Source organism: Altererythrobacter aquiaggeris (assembly GCF_037154015.1).
Classification (GTDB): Bacteria; Pseudomonadota; Alphaproteobacteria; order Sphingomonadales; family Sphingomonadaceae; genus Aestuarierythrobacter; species Aestuarierythrobacter aquiaggeris.
In genome coordinates this window covers 1,236,233-1,252,535 of the sequence record NZ_JBANRL010000001.1, presented here as the reverse complement: position 1 = coordinate 1,252,535, position 16,303 = coordinate 1,236,233, and the positions used below count along the sequence as shown (strand labels likewise).

16 protein-coding genes are annotated in these 16,303 nt (G+C 58.5%); 6 read left to right on the top strand and 10 right to left on the bottom strand.

Annotation, left to right across the window (positions count from 1 at the left end; genetic code table 11):
- Positions 1 to 20 precede the first annotated feature (20 nt).
- The 3 genes from WFP06_RS06105 to WFP06_RS06095 are packed head-to-tail and all read right to left on the bottom strand — an operon-like array spanning position 21 to position 3,201.
- Complete coding sequence (locus WFP06_RS06105; RefSeq protein WP_336986335.1) at positions 21 to 746, bottom strand: N-formylglutamate amidohydrolase; 726 nt, start codon at positions 744 to 746, stop codon at positions 21 to 23.
- Entirely contained in the window at positions 743 to 1,555 is an 813-nt protein-coding gene (locus WFP06_RS06100) for a 4-(cytidine 5'-diphospho)-2-C-methyl-D-erythritol kinase (protein WP_336987646.1), read from the bottom strand. The genes WFP06_RS06105 and WFP06_RS06100 overlap by 4 nt, the downstream gene beginning before the upstream one ends.
- A complete protein-coding gene (locus tag WFP06_RS06095; protein ID WP_336986334.1) occupies positions 1,555 to 3,201 on the bottom strand; it encodes an electron transfer flavoprotein-ubiquinone oxidoreductase in 1,647 nt (548 codons plus the stop codon). The genes WFP06_RS06100 and WFP06_RS06095 overlap by 1 nt, the downstream gene beginning before the upstream one ends.
- Before the next feature lie 105 nt (positions 3,202 to 3,306).
- Between WFP06_RS06095 and WFP06_RS06090 the strand changes: the two genes are divergently transcribed.
- From WFP06_RS06090 to moaB, 3 genes are read left to right on the top strand one after another with little or no spacing between them, the layout of a single operon-like run.
- Positions 3,307 to 4,077 carry a uracil-DNA glycosylase family protein gene (locus WFP06_RS06090; RefSeq protein ID WP_336986333.1) on the top strand — a complete coding sequence of 257 codons (771 nt, stop codon included), beginning with the start codon at positions 3,307 to 3,309 and terminating at the stop codon, positions 4,075 to 4,077.
- Positions 4,078 to 4,079: 2 nt separating this feature from the next.
- The gene (locus WFP06_RS06085) at positions 4,080 to 5,813 is read left to right on the top strand and encodes a lytic transglycosylase domain-containing protein (protein WP_336986332.1); all 1,734 of its coding nucleotides are present in this window, start codon (positions 4,080 to 4,082) and stop codon (positions 5,811 to 5,813) included.
- Entirely contained in the window at positions 5,800 to 6,327 is a 528-nt protein-coding gene (gene moaB / locus WFP06_RS06080) for a molybdenum cofactor biosynthesis protein B (protein WP_336986331.1), read from the top strand. The genes WFP06_RS06085 and moaB overlap by 14 nt, the downstream gene beginning before the upstream one ends.
- A gap of 21 nt (positions 6,328 to 6,348) precedes the next feature.
- Here moaB and WFP06_RS06075 read toward each other — a convergent pair whose 3' ends face one another.
- Positions 6,349 to 6,858, bottom strand: coding sequence for a YcxB family protein (locus WFP06_RS06075; RefSeq protein ID WP_336986330.1), 510 nt, complete (start codon positions 6,856 to 6,858; stop codon positions 6,349 to 6,351).
- Between the two features lie 69 nt (positions 6,859 to 6,927).
- On the opposite strand from WFP06_RS06075, the gene WFP06_RS06070 reads away from it, so the two are divergent.
- Complete coding sequence (locus WFP06_RS06070; RefSeq protein ID WP_336986329.1) at positions 6,928 to 7,200, top strand: hypothetical protein; 273 nt, start codon at positions 6,928 to 6,930, stop codon at positions 7,198 to 7,200.
- Between the two features lie 105 nt (positions 7,201 to 7,305).
- The gene (locus WFP06_RS06065) at positions 7,306 to 7,806 is read left to right on the top strand and encodes a hypothetical protein (protein WP_336986328.1); all 501 of its coding nucleotides are present in this window, start codon (positions 7,306 to 7,308) and stop codon (positions 7,804 to 7,806) included.
- Between the two features lies 1 nt (position 7,807).
- On the opposite strand, the gene WFP06_RS06060 is transcribed toward WFP06_RS06065, so the two are convergent.
- Together WFP06_RS06060 and WFP06_RS06055 are read right to left on the bottom strand one after the other, a co-directional pair.
- Positions 7,808 to 8,239 carry a DUF1330 domain-containing protein gene (locus WFP06_RS06060; protein ID WP_336986327.1) on the bottom strand — a complete coding sequence of 144 codons (432 nt, stop codon included), beginning with the start codon at positions 8,237 to 8,239 and terminating at the stop codon, positions 7,808 to 7,810.
- Between the two features lies 1 nt (position 8,240).
- Complete coding sequence (locus tag WFP06_RS06055) at positions 8,241 to 9,857, bottom strand: long-chain fatty acid--CoA ligase (protein ID WP_336986326.1); 1,617 nt, start codon at positions 9,855 to 9,857, stop codon at positions 8,241 to 8,243.
- 70 nt (positions 9,858 to 9,927) lie between these two features.
- Here WFP06_RS06055 and WFP06_RS06050 point away from each other — a divergent pair, with 70 nt between their 5' ends.
- Positions 9,928 to 10,245 (top strand): hypothetical protein, encoded by a 318-nt coding sequence (locus WFP06_RS06050; protein WP_336986325.1) that lies wholly within the window; start codon positions 9,928 to 9,930, stop codon positions 10,243 to 10,245.
- Here the strand turns inward: WFP06_RS06050 and dnaE are convergent.
- The 4 genes from dnaE to WFP06_RS06030 form a co-directional block, all read right to left on the bottom strand.
- Positions 10,242 to 13,715, bottom strand: coding sequence for a DNA polymerase III subunit alpha (dnaE, locus tag WFP06_RS06045; RefSeq protein WP_336986324.1), 3,474 nt, complete (start codon positions 13,713 to 13,715; stop codon positions 10,242 to 10,244). The genes WFP06_RS06050 and dnaE overlap by 4 nt on opposite strands.
- A gap of 66 nt (positions 13,716 to 13,781) precedes the next feature.
- The gene (locus tag WFP06_RS06040) at positions 13,782 to 14,261 is read right to left on the bottom strand and encodes a glutathione peroxidase (protein WP_336986323.1); all 480 of its coding nucleotides are present in this window, start codon (positions 14,259 to 14,261) and stop codon (positions 13,782 to 13,784) included.
- Positions 14,262 to 14,314: 53 nt separating this feature from the next.
- Positions 14,315 to 14,989 carry an ABC transporter ATP-binding protein gene (locus WFP06_RS06035; protein WP_336986322.1) on the bottom strand — a complete coding sequence of 225 codons (675 nt, stop codon included), beginning with the start codon at positions 14,987 to 14,989 and terminating at the stop codon, positions 14,315 to 14,317.
- Positions 14,982 to 16,223 (bottom strand): lipoprotein-releasing ABC transporter permease subunit, encoded by a 1,242-nt coding sequence (locus WFP06_RS06030; protein WP_336986321.1) that lies wholly within the window; start codon positions 16,221 to 16,223, stop codon positions 14,982 to 14,984. The genes WFP06_RS06035 and WFP06_RS06030 overlap by 8 nt, the downstream gene beginning before the upstream one ends.
- Positions 16,224 to 16,303: the final 80 nt, after the last annotated feature.

Genomic DNA, 16,303 nt, shown 5'->3' with positions numbered 1-16,303 from the left:
CGGAAGACCAATCAGGAAAGTCACGGGACGCGCAATGACTGTTCGACCTTTGCTGCCACAGAAGCGAGAAGCCTGGCCCATCGGATTTGCCCTGCATCATCAGCGATCTGGTCCTGCCGGATTTCGATTGTCAGATAGGGTCTGCCGGCGAGTTCAGCGTGACGGTCCATGGTCGCGTTCAACTGTTTACCCGAATAAGGCTCGTTATCTCCGACACATAGGCCCTCATCCTGAAACAGTTTGATAGCATGGCGGGCCGCGCGTTCATCCTGATTATATAACAATGCCACTTCCCACGGGCGGGCTTCGCGCTTGCTCTCCAGCACGGGCGTAAAGCTGTGCACGGCGATAATAAGCGCCGGCTCGATTTCGCCGAGCCAATCGGCCAACGCACTGTGATAGGGCCTGTGAAACGTTGCAAGGCGGGATTCAATATCGGCGCCGATATTGCCCGGGATCGCATGGCCGTCACTCGATACCGGAACGACCGCATTTTCATGTTCATGGCGGTGCAGATCGCACACCAAGCGGCTGACGGCCGCGATATGCGCCGCAATCCCGTGTTGCAGGGCAAGCCTGCTGGTGACACCTTCGACACCGATATCGACCGCTATGTGATTGTCCAGCAGGCCTGCCGCAATACCCAGATCAATGTCCTCGGGGACGGCGTTGGACGCATGGTCTCCGATACAGACTATCCCGCCCCGCCGTGCGCTGCCGATGCGCCGGTAAACCATTTCGTTCATCTGAGCGCGCCCTGCATCTGCCACCACGCCGGCTGCTTCGAATCCAGCATTTCTGCCGCTTCACGCATGACGTCATGACTGCGGTAAAGCGCGAAACAAGTCGCACCGGAGCCCGACATACGGACAAGAAATGCGGGTGTCTGTGCGAGCGTGGCAAGCACGTCTGCGATCACCGGACACTGACTGATTGCGGGCTTTTCGAGATCGTTTCTGCCATGCTGCGCAATTTCGCTGACGCTGCCGGTGGGCATTGTACCGCGATCCTGCCCGTCCCAGGCGTTGAATACCGCAGCAGTCGAGAGCGCAACTCCGGGATTGACCAACAGCACGGGCGTTCCGGCCAGATCATTCTCGATCGCGGCCAGTTCGGTGCCTGTCCCGCGCCCTATGCAGGTAACGCTTGCGACGCAGGCGGGCACATCAGCGCCCAATTTCGCAGCGCGCAACTTCCAGTCTTCCGGCAATCCGTGCGCATCACGAACCAGGCGGAACACAGCCCCGGCGTCCGCGGACCCTCCGCCCAGGCCAGCCGCGACCGGAAGGCGTTTTTCCAAAGTGATATACAGACCGCCCTGGCGCGGTAATTGGCTTAGCGTTTTGGCGACGATATTATCAAAAGGATCAGTCAGTTGGGGCGCGAATTCTCCAACAGTTGTCAAACGATCCTGCGCCGCTGGCGCCGCAGTCAGCAAATCACCATCATCGACAAACGCGAAAATCGTCTCCAACTCATGATAACCGTCCGGACGCCGCGCGCGAACGTGCAGCGCAAGGTTGATCTTTGCATAGGCCGTTTCGCGCAACGCGATCACATATTCGGGTAATTGGGGCCGCCGCCGCCCTCAGGCGTGGTCCAGTTGATATTCTGGTTCGGATCCTTGATGTCGCACGTTTTGCAATGGACACAGTTTTGCGAGTTGATAACGAATTTCGGCTCTGCTCCGTCCTCGGTCACCCATTCGTAAACACCGGCCGGACAATAGCGTGTCGATGGTCCGGCAAAGACGTCCAGCTCGCTTTCCTTTTGAAGGGTCAAGTCCCCTACTTTCAAATGATTAGGCTGGTCTTCTGCGTGATTGGTATAAGAAAACGCGACTGACGTCAGCCGGTCAAAACTCAGCACGCCATCGGGTTTGGGATATTGGATCGGCCGATACAGGTCGGCACGCTGGGTTGTCGTGTAATCGCGGTGATGCTCCATCGAAATGGGCAGGCCGACTTTCAGCGTCCGCATCCACATGTCGATCCCGCCCAGGATGGTCCCCAGATCGCCGCCATATTTGGCAACTGCAGGTTCGGCATTCTGAACCTTTTTCAGTTCATCGGCAATCCAGCTACTACGCAGATTGGCTTCATAATCAGATAGTTCGGAATGCTCGTTACCACCGGCAATCGCCTGGGCAATGCTTTCGGCTGCGAGCATACCGCTCTTCATCGCGGTATGGCTTCCCTTGATTCGCGGTACATTTACAAATCCTGCTGCACAGCCGATCAGCGCGCCGCCGGGGAACGCCAGCTTGGGAATGCTTTGCCAGCCACCTTCGTTGATTGCGCGCGCGCCATAGGCCACCCGCTTTCCGCCTTCGAGAATTTCGGCAATCGCGGGATGGTGTTTCCAGCGCTGGAATTCCTGAAACGGTGAGACATAGGGGTTCTTGTAATCGAGCGCGGTCACAAATCCACACGCGACTTGTCCGTTTGCCTGATGGTATAAAAACCCGCCGCCCCAACTGTCGCTTTCGGACAGCGGCCAGCCCTGCGTATGGATGACCCGTCCCGGCACGTGCTTGTCGGGGTCGATATCCCACAGTTCCTTGATGCCAAGCCCGTAAACCTGCGGTTCGCAATCGGCCTCCAGATCGAATCTGGCCTTCATCTGTTTGGTCAGGTTACCGCGCGCACCCTCTGCAAATAGGGTGTATTTCGCCTCGATTTCCATACCGGGCTGGAAATCGGCCTTCTGGGACCCGTCGGCAGCAACCCCCATGTCCTGTGTGATGACGCCGCGCACGGCACCATTGTCGCTAAACATCACCTCCGATGCAGGAAATCCCGGAAAAACCATCACGCCCAGCGCTTCGGCCTGTTCGCCCATCCAGCGGGCCAGATTTCCAAGCGATCCTGTGTAACACCCCTTGTTCGACATCAGCGGAGGAAGCATCAGATGCGGCAAACCGTATTTCTTGCTGGCCGAGAGCACCCAGTGCAGATTGTCCGTCACAGGCGTCTGCGCCATCGGGCATTCCTGATTGCGCCAATCGGGAACCAGTTCGTCGAGGGCTTTGGGATCGACCACCGCGCCGGACAATATATGCGCCCCGATTTCCGAACCTTTTTCGAGCACGATGACTTCGAGGTCTTCGTTGATTTGCTTAAGGCGGATTGCCGCAGCGAGGCCGGCAACACCGCCCCCGACAATCACCACATCGCATGGCATAGATTCGCGTTCGCTCATTTCGCGTATTCCCCGACTTGCATGGGGCCCGGTTTCGCGGCCCTTGAAACTGTTGCAAAAGCCTTGATTGCTGCGGCGTTGCAGGTCAAGACCCGCTGCGTGACAATGAATCAAACCCCGCCCCCTGATCTGGCCGCACAGATCGCCGGCGCTATCGACTGGTGGCGCGGTGCGGGTGTCGATATGGATTACTCCGATCAGCCCGCAAACTGGCTTCTGGATGAAAAGGATGATTCTGCAGCAGCCACGCAAACCGTAACGTCGGAGGCTGCCGATACGCCTGCCGGGAATGGCGCAGTTGCAAAGGTTGCCATCCCCCAAATCGGCGGTGATGCGGCAAGCTGGCCAACGCGGCTGGCTGAATTTGGCGGCTGGTGGCTGAGCGAAAAAACACTCGACGATAACGGAACCTGTCCGCGCGTTCCGCCGCGCGGTGTGCACGGCGCGGAACTGATGATTGTGGTGGCGGAACCCGAAATCGATGACCGGGGCACTTTGCTCGGCGGGCCACACGGCGTGCTGATCGGCAATATGGCGGCCGCAATGGGGTATGACGAGAGTGCAATATATCTTGCTTCAGCCCTGCCGCGGCACACGCCGCTGGCTGACTGGGCGCAGATCGAGGCGCGCGGGATGGGTCGGATCCTGCGCCATCACATCGGATTGGTGGCGCCGAAACGGCTGTGCATCTTCGGTTCGGGCATCCTGCCGCTTTTGGGCCACGACAAGGCGCAAAGCCCTGCCTCTTTGCAGGAAATAGCGCAAGAATCGGGAAATATTCCGGCTATGGCTAGCCGTGACATTGCGATGCTGCTGCAATCCGCAGTAGCCCGGTCCCGTTTTTGGGCGGACTGGCTTGATTGGACGAGTAACTAGAAATGCAATTCCGCCACCTGGCATTGGTAACCGCCGCATCGCTCGCAGCGGCGCTTCCCGCAACCGCAGCACGTGCCGATACTGCTGAGTATTTCCGCGCAAGGATCGCCCAATCGGCCGCACCCACTTTGCTGTCGCCTGCAGACCGCGAATTCTACCGCGAGATATTCCGCCTGATCGACCGTGAGCAATGGGTCGATGTCGAAAGCCGGCTGAACAGCCGGAGTGGTGGCCCGCTGCACGATGTCGCGCGCGCAGAATATTATCTTCATGCCAACAGCCCGCAAATCGCATTGCCCGCAATCGAGGCGCTGCTGGAAACCGGCCGTTATCTGCCGCAAGCCGAACAGCTATCAAATCTCGCGTTGAAGCGCGGCGCAACCAGCCTGCCTTCCTTGCCCCAGGCAAGCAGCCTTGTGCCGCAGCCTTATGCATCCAAGCGGGTCAATCCGCGTTCGATCAATGATGGCACCCTGCCCGAAGAAATCCGTGCCGGAATTCTGGACAGGATCAAGAATGATGATCCGGATGGCGCGAGGCAGTTGCTGGACGGGATTGATTCCGGTCTGAGCTCGTCAGCCAGAGCGGAATGGCGCCGCCGTGTCGCGTGGAGCTATTACATAGAAAATGACGACCGCGCCGCTTTGGGCATGGCGCAGACAGTCCGCGAAGGCAGCGGGCCCTGGGTCGCGGAGGGCGACTGGGTGGTGGGTCTGGCTGCATGGCGGCTGGGCGATTGCGACCTGGCTGCATCGGGGTTCGAACGTGCGGCACTTGGTTCGACAGATCCTGAATTGACCGCAGCGGCGCGGTATTGGGCAAGCCGGTCCTATATCCGCTGCCGTTTTCCCGAACGGGCGGCCGAACAATTGCGCGCTGCAGCCGTTTACGACGAAACGCTTTACGGGATGCTGGCGCGCGAACAGCTGGGCCAGCAGTTGGCGCAGACCCACAGCGAAGCCGACTTCAGCAACGATGACTGGAAGCGGCTCGACGACGAGCAGAATGTTCGGGTGGCCATCCAGTTGGCCGAAATCGGGCGCAGCGCGCTGGCTGACGAGGTTTTGCGCCATCAGGCACGGATCGGCAATCCCCGCGATTATGATGCGCTGTCGCGGCTGGCACGCGATCTCGGACTGCCCTCGACGCAATTATGGATGGCGCATAACGCGCCGCGCGGGGCACGCTCGCAGCCGGTCTTGCGGTATCCCGCGCCGAAATGGACCCCGGTCAGCGGATGGGAAGTCGATCCCGCGCTCGCTTACGCTCATGCGCTGCAGGAATCGAACTTTCGTGCAGCGGTCGTCAGTCCGGCGGGCGCGAAGGGGCTGATGCAGATTATGCCGATCGCGGCGCGCGAACATGCATCCTCGCTCAATATGGACGCCCGTTATGCGAACCTCGCCGATCCGGAGGTCAATCTGGCATTTGGCCAGCGCGCCTTGCAGCAACTGAACACCAGCCGCGCAACGCAGGGGAAACTCCCCAAGATAATGGCCGCGTATAATGCCGGATTGACGCCTGTGACCCGCTGGGAAAGCGAGATCCGCGACCAGGATGACCCGCTGCTATATATCGAAAGCATCCCTTATTGGGAGACGCGCGGATATGTCGGCATCGTCATGCGCAATTACTGGATGTACGAACGACAGGCCGGCAGCGCATCGCCCAGCCGTCAAGCGATGGCCCAGGGCGAATGGCCCAAATTCCCGGAAACGCCCCGTGGCGGTCGATAAATCGCTGACTTTTACGCCGATAAACATCGCCTTGCTGACGGTATCGGACACGCGGACGGCGGCAGACGATACATCAGGCGATATTCTGGCGGAACGGATCGCCGGGGCCGGACATATGCTGGCGGCGCGGATGATTGTGCAGGACGACGCGGCCACCCTTGCCGCCCAGCTGCGCGTCTGGACCGGCGACAAGGCGATCGATGCGATCATTACCACCGGCGGTACCGGGCTGACGGGGCGCGACGTGACCCCCGAGGCGTTTGGCATGATCAAGGACAAGGATATTCCCGGCTTCGGAGAATTGTTCCGCTGGATCAGTTACGGCACCATCGGCACCAGCACGATCCAGTCGCGCGCCTGCGCTGTGATTGCAAATGGCACCTATGTGTTCGGCTTGCCCGGCTCGAACGGCGCGGTGAAGGATGGCTGGGACAGCATTCTGTCCGAGCAACTGGATAGCCGCAACAGGCCCTGCAACTTTGTCGAACTGATGCCCAGATTAAACGAGAAATAGGATATTCCGCCCCGCCTCCAATTATCGTTTTTTGACACCGGCCTTCTGTAGATAGCTCTTAATGCTCGATAATTGGTGATCATCCAGGGCAGACTTCGGGACCGCATTGAAAGCCTGTTCGCTGTGATACAGCAGTATGATCGCTTGATCTTCAGACCAGCGGTGAAAGTCCGACCAGTCGAATTTCAAGCTGCCATGCTCGCCCTTGATCTCTATCCGCTTTGCATCCCATTGCGCAGTAATCTCGTCCTTGAGCGACGCTGACTGGCGGTAATGCCGCCGCGCATTCCACGGGATAATCAAATATTGCACCAGCACGACCACGACGATGAGCGCGAGCAAGGCTGGAGCCAGAGCCGTGCCGATTGCGCTTTCTTCCATCCGGTCCCACCGCATTGCAAACAGCGCGACTGCCAAACCGATCAGGATCAGCGGGAGGACCGGGATCGGCAATTTGCGTGCGGCACCAAGCTTTGTCGCGCGGACGACGTCCTGTTCGGTAATTCTGAAGCGGATCGTATGTTCGGCCATATTCCCCACTTTAACGCAATTTCGCGCACATCAACTAATTGCTAAACTTCTTCTGCCACACCGCCCGGCATGACAAATCCGTTCGCCTTTATCGTCGATCTGTTTCTGAAACTGGGTTTCGGGATGATCGCTGCAAACGAAATCCGCGGCCTGATCCTTGCCGGACCGGTCCTTTACGGAATTTACGAAAGCGGCGGAACGTGGCTGGCGATCTATATGGGTGTGTGCACATTGGGCGGGATCGCGCTGTCGGTGATCGTACCGTGGTTCCTCGCCAGGCGCCTCAAGCGCTCGCAATGGTACGCCAGACACGCAAAAGTCGCTGCGGTTGTGGCGGTTTAGAACTTGACTGCGCACCGCTGATACAGCCAACCTGTTTATCGGCATCGGATTGGTGTCAAACCGTTGAAGTTCTACAGAAAGAAACCGCAAATGCGCCGGATGCTCATGGCAGCAACCACCCTCCTCGTTTCACTATCGGTGCCGACCACAAACTTGTCGGCGCAGTCTGCCTCATCTGTAAAAACGGTTCGCATACTGCCGCTATGTGCCAATGGCTGTTTGAATGCTGTCGAGGCAGTCACCTTTGCCGATTATCTGGGTGACAAGGCCGGCGTCGCCGCCGATTTCGACATCATCGTCAAAGAAGTTGGCGAGAAAGATGGACTGTTCTTTCTCAACACCGAAGAGGATTATCGCGACCGGAATAACCTGACGATCTCGCTCAGGCCTGAAACAGCTTCGAAATTTTTAAAGTTTGCAGCGGGCCGCCCAAACCTCACCAGCGTAAGAGAGCATTTTCTAGGCAAGCGCATGATTATCAGAGGCACGGCAAAACGGGTGCGGATCGACTTTATCGCTAATGGCGAGCGAACGGGCAAATATTACTACCAGGTTCATGTCAGACTGATCGACGCGCGCCAACTTCTGTTTATTACCGCGGGCTAAGTCATCCAAACCCGCCGCCAGCTTCGCCTGGTGCAAAACGCATCAGGCGGCTGTCGATCAATGCTGCGCCGCGATTGACCACCGCTTCCTGATATTCGCGGTCGGTGATCATCTCGAGAAACCGGCCTGCGTGCGGATAGGCAGCCACAAAACCGTCATCCCAGCTCATATCAGCCGGACCGGTGACCATCGCTTCCATCTTCCCCCGCCAGAGTATCGTGCCGCCGACACGCTCGAAAATCGGGCCGCTGGTCTTGCCATATTCCTCGTAAGCGCGGCGGCCGCTCCAGCCTTTGTCGCCGTTTTCGTGCCCGCCGGGATATTCGGCAAATTTACGATAACGCAGCAGGTTGAACATATGGATCGGCGTGTCGCGCGGAAGTGATTTGAAGAATTCGAAGCTCTCACGGGTCGGATTGAGATAGTCGGTCATCTCACGCATCCAGCCTGTAATCGGCAAACCGCGCACGCAGATCTTTTTTGCTGATCTTGCCCGTGGCCGTATGCGGAATATCGTCCACAAACTCGACCGCGTCAGGCATCCACCATTTGGCAATTTTGTCGGACAGGAAATCTTTCACCTCGTCCGCTGAAACCTGCTGTCCCTCTTTCCTGACTACAAACAGCACAGGGCGTTCGTCCCACTTGGGATGCGGCATTCCAATGGCTGCCGCCTCGGCAATTGCCGGATGCGCCACAGCTTCGTTTTCAAGCTCGACCGAACTGATCCATTCCCCGCCCGACTTGATCACGTCTTTCGTCCGGTCGGTCAGCTGCAGTGTCCCGTCAGGATGGATGATCCCGACATCTCCGGTGTCGAACCATTGTTCGGCATCGACCGCATCTTCTTCAGCCTTGAAATAGCGTTTGATAACCCACGGCCCGCGAATTTGCAGCGCCCCCGACACTTTGCCGTCACGCGGCAATTCGGTTTTCATATCGCCCAGATCGACGATCCGCAGCTCCACCCCGAACACCGGACGGCCCTGCATGACCACAGTATCGACCTGTTGATCGAAGGTCAGATCGTCCCAGTCATGCGTTGGTGCGCCGCAAGTGCCGATCGGGCTGGTTTCGGTCATGCCCCACGCATGCGCGACGCGCGTGCCGTTTTTCATCAGCCGCTCGATCATGAATCGCGGTGCAGCCGAACCGCCGATGATAGCCTGTTTCAGTTTCGGCAGTTCCTCGCCGGTCGCATCACAGTGCTGAAAAATTCCTAGCCAGACAGTCGGCACGCCTGCCGAATGAGAGACTTTCTCGCGCTTCATCAAATTCAGCAGGACTTGCGGATCGTTGACCGCCGAATAGACGAATTTCACACCCGCCATCGCGCCGGACCACGGCAGGCCCCAGCTTGCCGCGTGGAACATCGGCACCACGGGCAGCATTACGCTTTGCACGGAAAAGTCGAACGCGTGCGGCTGCAATCCGGCCATGGCGTGCAAATATGTCGAACGGTGTTCATACAACACGCCCTTGGGATTTCCGGTGGTGCCGCTGGTATAGCAAAGCATACAGGGATCGCGCTCGTCACCGTCGGCCCACCGGGTGTTCCCGTCCTCGGCGCCGATCCAGTCCTCGAATGCAATCGCGTCGCTGCCGGCGGGCGGATCATAGCAGATGTAATGTTCGATCGTGGTCCACTGGTCCTTCATCTTGTCGATCACAGGTTGGAATGCCGCATCATACAGCATCACCTTGTCTTCGGCGTGATTGGCGATGTATTCGAGCTGGTCTTCGAACAGGCGCGGATTGATTGTATGCAGCACCCCGCCCACGCCAACCGCGCCGTACCAGCTGACCAGATGGCGCGAATGGTTCATCGCCAGCGTCGCAATCCGGTCACCCGCATTGATGCCCAGTTTGCGCAGCGCCTGTGTCATCCGCAATGCATCATGCCGCACTTCGCCCCAACTGGTGGCGGTTTCCGAACCGTCCGCCCAATAAGTCAGGATTTCCCGCGAACCATGTTCACGCGCTGCGTGATCGATTATGTTGGTAACGCGCAGCTTGTAATCCTGCATCGCGCCGATCTTGGCATTTGACATCTGACTCTCCTGAAGTTTTCTTTTGACGACTGGTTGCACTGGACTGCCGCACAGGTCAAACCTGCAATCCATGAGCGCACTTCAGGCTATCAAGACGGTTCTGGTGGACAATCTCGATCTCGCGAAGGATGCGCTGCATATCTATGTCGCGCTGATCGTGTTTTTCGGATGCTGTTTCGCGTTTGGCTGGAAGGCGCATCAATGGCGGCCGTGGCTGGCGGTTCTGGCTGTGGCTGCGATTGGCGAAGCCTGGGATATCCGCGATAATTGGGTTTATGACCGGCCAATAATCCTTGCCTGGAATTTCAAGGATTTGTGGAACACGATGCTTGTGCCGACCATCATCATGCTGGCCGCGCGCCATACCCGCATTTTCAGGACGCGCTAGGAAACAAGCCGCAGATGCGATCCGGCACGCCTGGGTTTTAGCGAGACATTATCGAGGCCTTCGATTTCTGCCAGTTCCCCTGCAAGATCGCCGTCCAGCTGAAAATCGCTGCCAAGCAGCAATGTCGCGGCTCCATCGCTCTGTGTTTGCATGCGCGCCAGAACTTCGCCGCGCGCGTCGGCGCCGGTTTTGAGCATTACTGCCAGTTGTTTCAAGGCAGCCTCATGCCGGATGTCGAGAGTCAGCTGCATTTCGGTGCTGCCTTTGACCTCGGAAAGCGGACGTGCCCCGCGAATGGTAATGCGCGGCGGTTCGTCCGGACTGGGCGAATCCAGTTCGACCTGGATGAGCAGCGTGGTGCCATCTTTGGCCCAGCGCTGCATCGGTTCGACCAGAGCTTCTTCGAAACACGCGGCGCTGAACTGGCCCGAGGGATCGGAGAAGTCCGCACGCACGAAATCCTTGCCGCGGCGCGTTTTTCCGCGGTTCACCGATTCGACCATCGCCGCCATGACTGCAGCTTGCCTGCCGCCGCCCGGCACACCCGATTCCATTATGCTGGCGTAAGACCGGGCCCCGTTGGCGGATGCGACTTCCTTGAACTGGGTGACCGGATGCGCGGCAAAATAAAACCCGAATGTCTCGCGTTCGGCCGCCATCCGCTCCGACCGGGTCCATTCATCGGTCGGGCTCAGCCTCAGCTCCGGCGCGCTATGGTCGTCACCGCCAAACAGGCCGCCCTGACCGCTGGACCGTTCACGCTGCGCCGCGTCAGCTATCGCAATCAGCATATCGGCATTGGCGACCAAAGCGGCGCGGTTGGGCTCCAGCGCGTCCAATGCGCCCGATGCAGCCAGCGATTCAAGCTGCCGCCGGTTCATCGACCCCTGCGGAAGCCGTTCGAACATCTGTTGCAGATTTTCGAACTCGCCATGAGCATCGCGTTCGGTAACGATGGCTTCCATCGCTTTTTCGCCGACGTTACGCAGTCCGGCCAGACCATAGCGGACGGCGAAACTTTCATCGGTTCGCTCGACGGTAAATTCTGCTACCGATCGGTTGATGTCGGGCCCCGCAAGCTCGTAGCCGGCGCGGCGCATATCATCGACGAATATCGCCAGCTTTTCCGATTGATGCATCTCGAAACACATCGCAGCAGCATAAAATTCGTGCGGGTAGTGCGTCTTGAGCCAGGCGGTCTGATACGCCAGCAGCGCATATGCGGCGGCGTGCGATTTGTTGAAGCCATAGCCGGCAAATTTGTCGATCAAATCGAACAGCTCGTTGGCCTTGGCTTTCTCGATAGCGGAATTTTCCAGACACCCATCGACGAAGCGCTGGCGCTGCGCATCCATTTCAGACTGCACTTTCTTGCCCATCGCGCGGCGCAGCAAATCGGCATCGCCCAGCGAATATCCCGCGAGGATCTGCGCCGCCTGCATCACCTGTTCCTGATAGACGAAAATGCCGTATGTTTCCGACAGGATGCCTTCGAGTTTGGGATGCGGATATTCGATCGGCACTTCACCGCTTTTGCGCTGGCCGAACAGCGGGATATTATCCATCGGGCCCGGCCGGTAGAGCGATACCAGCGCGATAATATCTTCGAATTTTGTCGGTTTTACCGCCGTCAGCGTGCGGCGCATTCCTTCTGATTCCAGCTGGAACACACCCACGGTATTGCCCGATTTGAGCAGGTCATAGACCTTTGCATCGTCCCAGGCGAGCGTATCAAGATCGAGTTCGATGCCCCGCGCTTCCAGCAGATCGAGCGCCTTGCGCAGGACGGAAAGCGTTTTCAGACCGAGGAAATCGAATTTGACGAGCCCGCTGCTTTCGACGTGTTTCATGTCGAATTGCGTCACCGGCATATCCGAACGCGGATCGCGGTATAGTGGCACAAGCTGCGCCAGCGGACGGTCGCCGATCACCACACCCGCCGCATGGGTCGAACTGTTGCGCGGCAAACCCTCCAGTTGCATCGCCAGATCGACCAGACGCTTCACATCTGCGGACGATGTATATTCATTCCTGAATTCGGCAGCGCCGTTCAGCGCGCGCGGCAAAGTCCACGGATCGGTCGGATGATTGGGGATCATCTTGCAAAGCCGGTCCACATGATTGTAGCTCATCTGCAGAATGCGGCCCGTATCGCGCAGCACGGCGCGGGCCTTCATCTTACCGAAAGTGATGATTTGCGCGACATGATCGCTACCGTATTTCTGCTGGACATAGCGGATAACCTCGCCGCGCCGCGTTTCGCAGAAATCGATATCGAAATCGGGCATCGACACGCGTTCGGGGTTCAGGAACCGTTCGAACAGCAGACCGAGTTTGATCGGATCCAGATCGGTAATCGTCAGCGACCATGCCACCAGCGATCCCGCGCCGGAGCCGCGCCCCGGGCCAACCGGGATGCCATTATCCTTGGCCCATTTGATAAAATCGGCAACGATCAGGAAATATCCGGGGAATCCCATTTTGACGATAACTTCGACTTCGAATTCAAGCCGGTCGTCATAAATCTTGCGCTCGGCAGCCGACATCCCGCCATACGGGGCGAGCCGTTTTTCAAGTCCCTTGCGCGCATCGTCGGCCAGCGCGCTGGCTTCAGCCTTCAGATCGCCGGCAAGACTGGGCAGGATCGGATCGCGATTTGGCGGCGCAAAGGCGCAGCGCCGGGCAATCACCAGCGTGTTCTGGATGGCTTCGGGCAGATCGGCGAACAATTCTTCCATCATCCGCACGGATTTCACGAAAGCTTCGGGGCTCGAACGCGGCCGCTCCGCAGCGTCGATGTGCGTGGAATTGGCGATGCATAACATCGCATCATGCGCGGAATGGAAATGCGGATCGGCATAATTTGCCGGGTTGGTGGCGACCAGCGGCAGATCGCGCGCATAGGCAAGTTCGATCAGTGCGGTATCGGTTTGGCATTCCTGCGTTTGGCGCAGGCGCGACATTTCGACATATAGCCGGCCCGGAAACAACGCTTCCAGTTGTTCGCAGTAGATTTCGGCCCGGTCGTGTTTCCCGTCAGCCAGTAAACGTTCGATTGCCCCCTCGCGCGCACCCGTGAGCGCAATCAGACCTTTCGTATATCCTTCCAACGCTTCCAGCGAAACATGCGGGTCAAGCTGCGGAGGGCGCGCCAGATGCGCTTCGCTGACGAGGTGGCACAGATTTTCGTAACCCTGCTCGTCTTGCGCATAAAGCGGCAGATAATCGATCGTGTTTTCGCTGTCGCCGCGGCACACGCCCAGCAACGTCCCGATGATTGGCTGGATGCCTTCGGCCATGCAAGCGCCGGCAAAGGCGACTGCCCCGTAAAGCCCGTTGCGGTCGCAGATTGCGATTGCCGGAAATCCGCGATCCTTGGCCAGTTTCGCGATTGCCTTGGGATCTATCGCCCCTTCAAGCAGCGAATAGGACGAAAGAATTCGCAAAGGGACGAACGGGGTGTGGGCCATGGTCTGAAACTAGGCTATTTGCCGCGCGTTGGAAGGGGGCGTAGCCCCGTTTTGCACATTACCGGATCAGAGCAGTTTTTCGATATCGCGGCGGATCGATTGCGGGGTGTCGGTCGGCGCATAACGCCGCACGACCTTGCCATCGCGGTCGATCAGGAATTTGGTGAAGTTCCACTTGATCCGGCGCGAACCCATCAGTCCGGGCGCTTCTTTCTTCATCCAGTCGAACAGCGGATCTGCATCCGCGCCGTTGACATCGACTTTTTCCATCAGGGGGAAGGTCACATCATATTTCAAGCTGCAGAAACTGGCAATTTCTTCGGCATTACCCGGTTCCTGCGCGCCGAACTGGTTGCAGGGAAATGCGATAACTTCGAAACCCTTGTCCGCCAGTTCGCGGTGCAGTTTCTCCAGCCCTTCATATTGCGGCGTGAAGCCGCATTGGCTGGCGGTGTTGACCACCAGCAAAACCTTACCCTGCTTGTCGGACAAATCGATTGTGCTGCCGTCCGGCTGTGTCGCTTTGAAATCGGCAATCGTGGTCATCAGACTTCCTTCCGGTATCGCACGCGCACATTAGCACGCAGCGCATAGGCTGGCTATCCAAGCACGCCGTCATGCAAACGCACAACGCGGTCCATTCTGGCGGCAAGGCGTTCGTTATGCGTGGCGACCAGTGCGGCGCTGCCTTCGCCCCTTACCAGCCGGAGAAATTCCTCAAGCACCCGGTCGGCAGTCGCTTCGTCGAGGTTGCCTGTCGGTTCATCGGCCAGCACCAGCGCGGGATGGTTGGCCAGCGCGCGCGCCACCGCGACGCGTTGCTGTTCGCCGCCCGATAGCTGGCTGGGCCGGTGTGTCAGGCGCTTGCCAAGCCCGAGGCCCGTCAGCAATTCATCCGCCCGCACTTCGGCATTGGCGCGCGAAACATCGGCCACCATTTGCGGCAGGATGACGTTTTCCTGCGCGCTGAAATCGGGCAGCAAATGGTGGAATTGATAGACAAAGCCCAGATGGTCGCGCCGCAACCGGCTGCGCGCATCGCCGGACAGACCGCTGGCATCGGTACCGGCGATCTCGATCTTGCCGCCAAAACCGCCTTCGAGCAGTCCGACAGCTTGTAGCAAAGTCGATTTGCCCGAACCGGACGGGCCGACAAGCGCGACAATCTCGCCGGGCCGGATTGCCAGATCGACGCCGCGAAGGACATCGATCCGCACACCGCCCTGTTCGAAACTTCGGGTCAGCTTTGTCAGACGAACCACCGGATCACTCATAGCGAAGCACCTGTACGGGATCGGTGTTGGCCGCCTTCAGCGCGGGATACAGCGTTGCGAGAAAACTGAGGCCCATCGCCAGCACACAAATGCCCAGCACTTCGGAAGGATCGGTTTTGGAAGGCAGTTCCGACAGGAACCGGATCGACGGGTCCCATAAATTCTGGCCGGTGATGAATTCGATACCGCGCACGATACTTTGTCTGAAATACAGGATCAGGAAGCCCAGCGCCAAACCGCTTAACGTGCCAAAAGCGCCAACCATGACGCCGGTGGTCACGAAAATCTTCAACAAGCTGCGGCGCGTGGCGCCCATCGTTCGCATGATCGCAATATCGCGCGTTTTTGCGCGCACCAGCATCACAAGCGATGACAGAATGTTGAAAGCAGCAACAATCACGATCATCGAAAGCGCGAAAAACATCGCCACGCGCTCGACTTCAAGCGCTTCGAACAGGCTGGAATTGATCGTCTTCCAGTCATTCACGACCGCGCGGCCCGCAAGCATTTCCTGCAGCGGCGCCATGATCGTCTCGACCTCGTCCGGATCGGTGGTCTTCACCTCGATCATTCCGACCGTATCGCCAATAAGCAGCAGCGTTTGCGCATCAGCCATCGGCATGACGACAAATGCCTGGTCGTAATCGTAAATCCCGGTTTCGAACAAGGCCGTAACCTCGTAACCGATCTGGCGCGGCACGGTGCCGAACGGTGTCGAACGGCCCTGCGGATTGATGATGGTGACCGTATCGCCGATCCGCGCACCCAGGTTTTCCGCTAGCCGCGCGCCGATCGCGACCTTGTTCGCGCCCGCCCTGAGCGGCGCAAGCTGGCCCAGAATGACTTTATCTTGCAGTTTGTTGATGTCGCCTTGCGTGTTGCCGCGCACCAGAATTGCTTCGACGCGGCCATTGAAACTGGCCAGCAGCGGCTGTTCGATCAGCGGCGAGGCGCTGACAACGCCTTCTGTCTCGCGCACATTTTTCAGCACGCTTTGCCAGTCATCCAGCCTGCCGCCATAGGCCTGGACAATCGCATGGCCGTTCAGCCCCACGATCTTGTCGAGCAATTCCGCGCGGAACCCGTTCATGACGCTCATCACCACGATAAGCAACGCAACGCTGAGCATGACGACGCCCACGGATATACCCGCGACCAGCGCAATAAAGGCTTCGCCCTTCCCCGGCATCATATACCGTTTGGCGATGGTCCATTCAAAAGGAGAGAGGATCAAACTGCTGTACTTCGCTTGTTCATATGTCGGAGCGGCTTAGGCGGGCCAATGTGAAGGTGCAATGAAATTGGTGGTGCCAC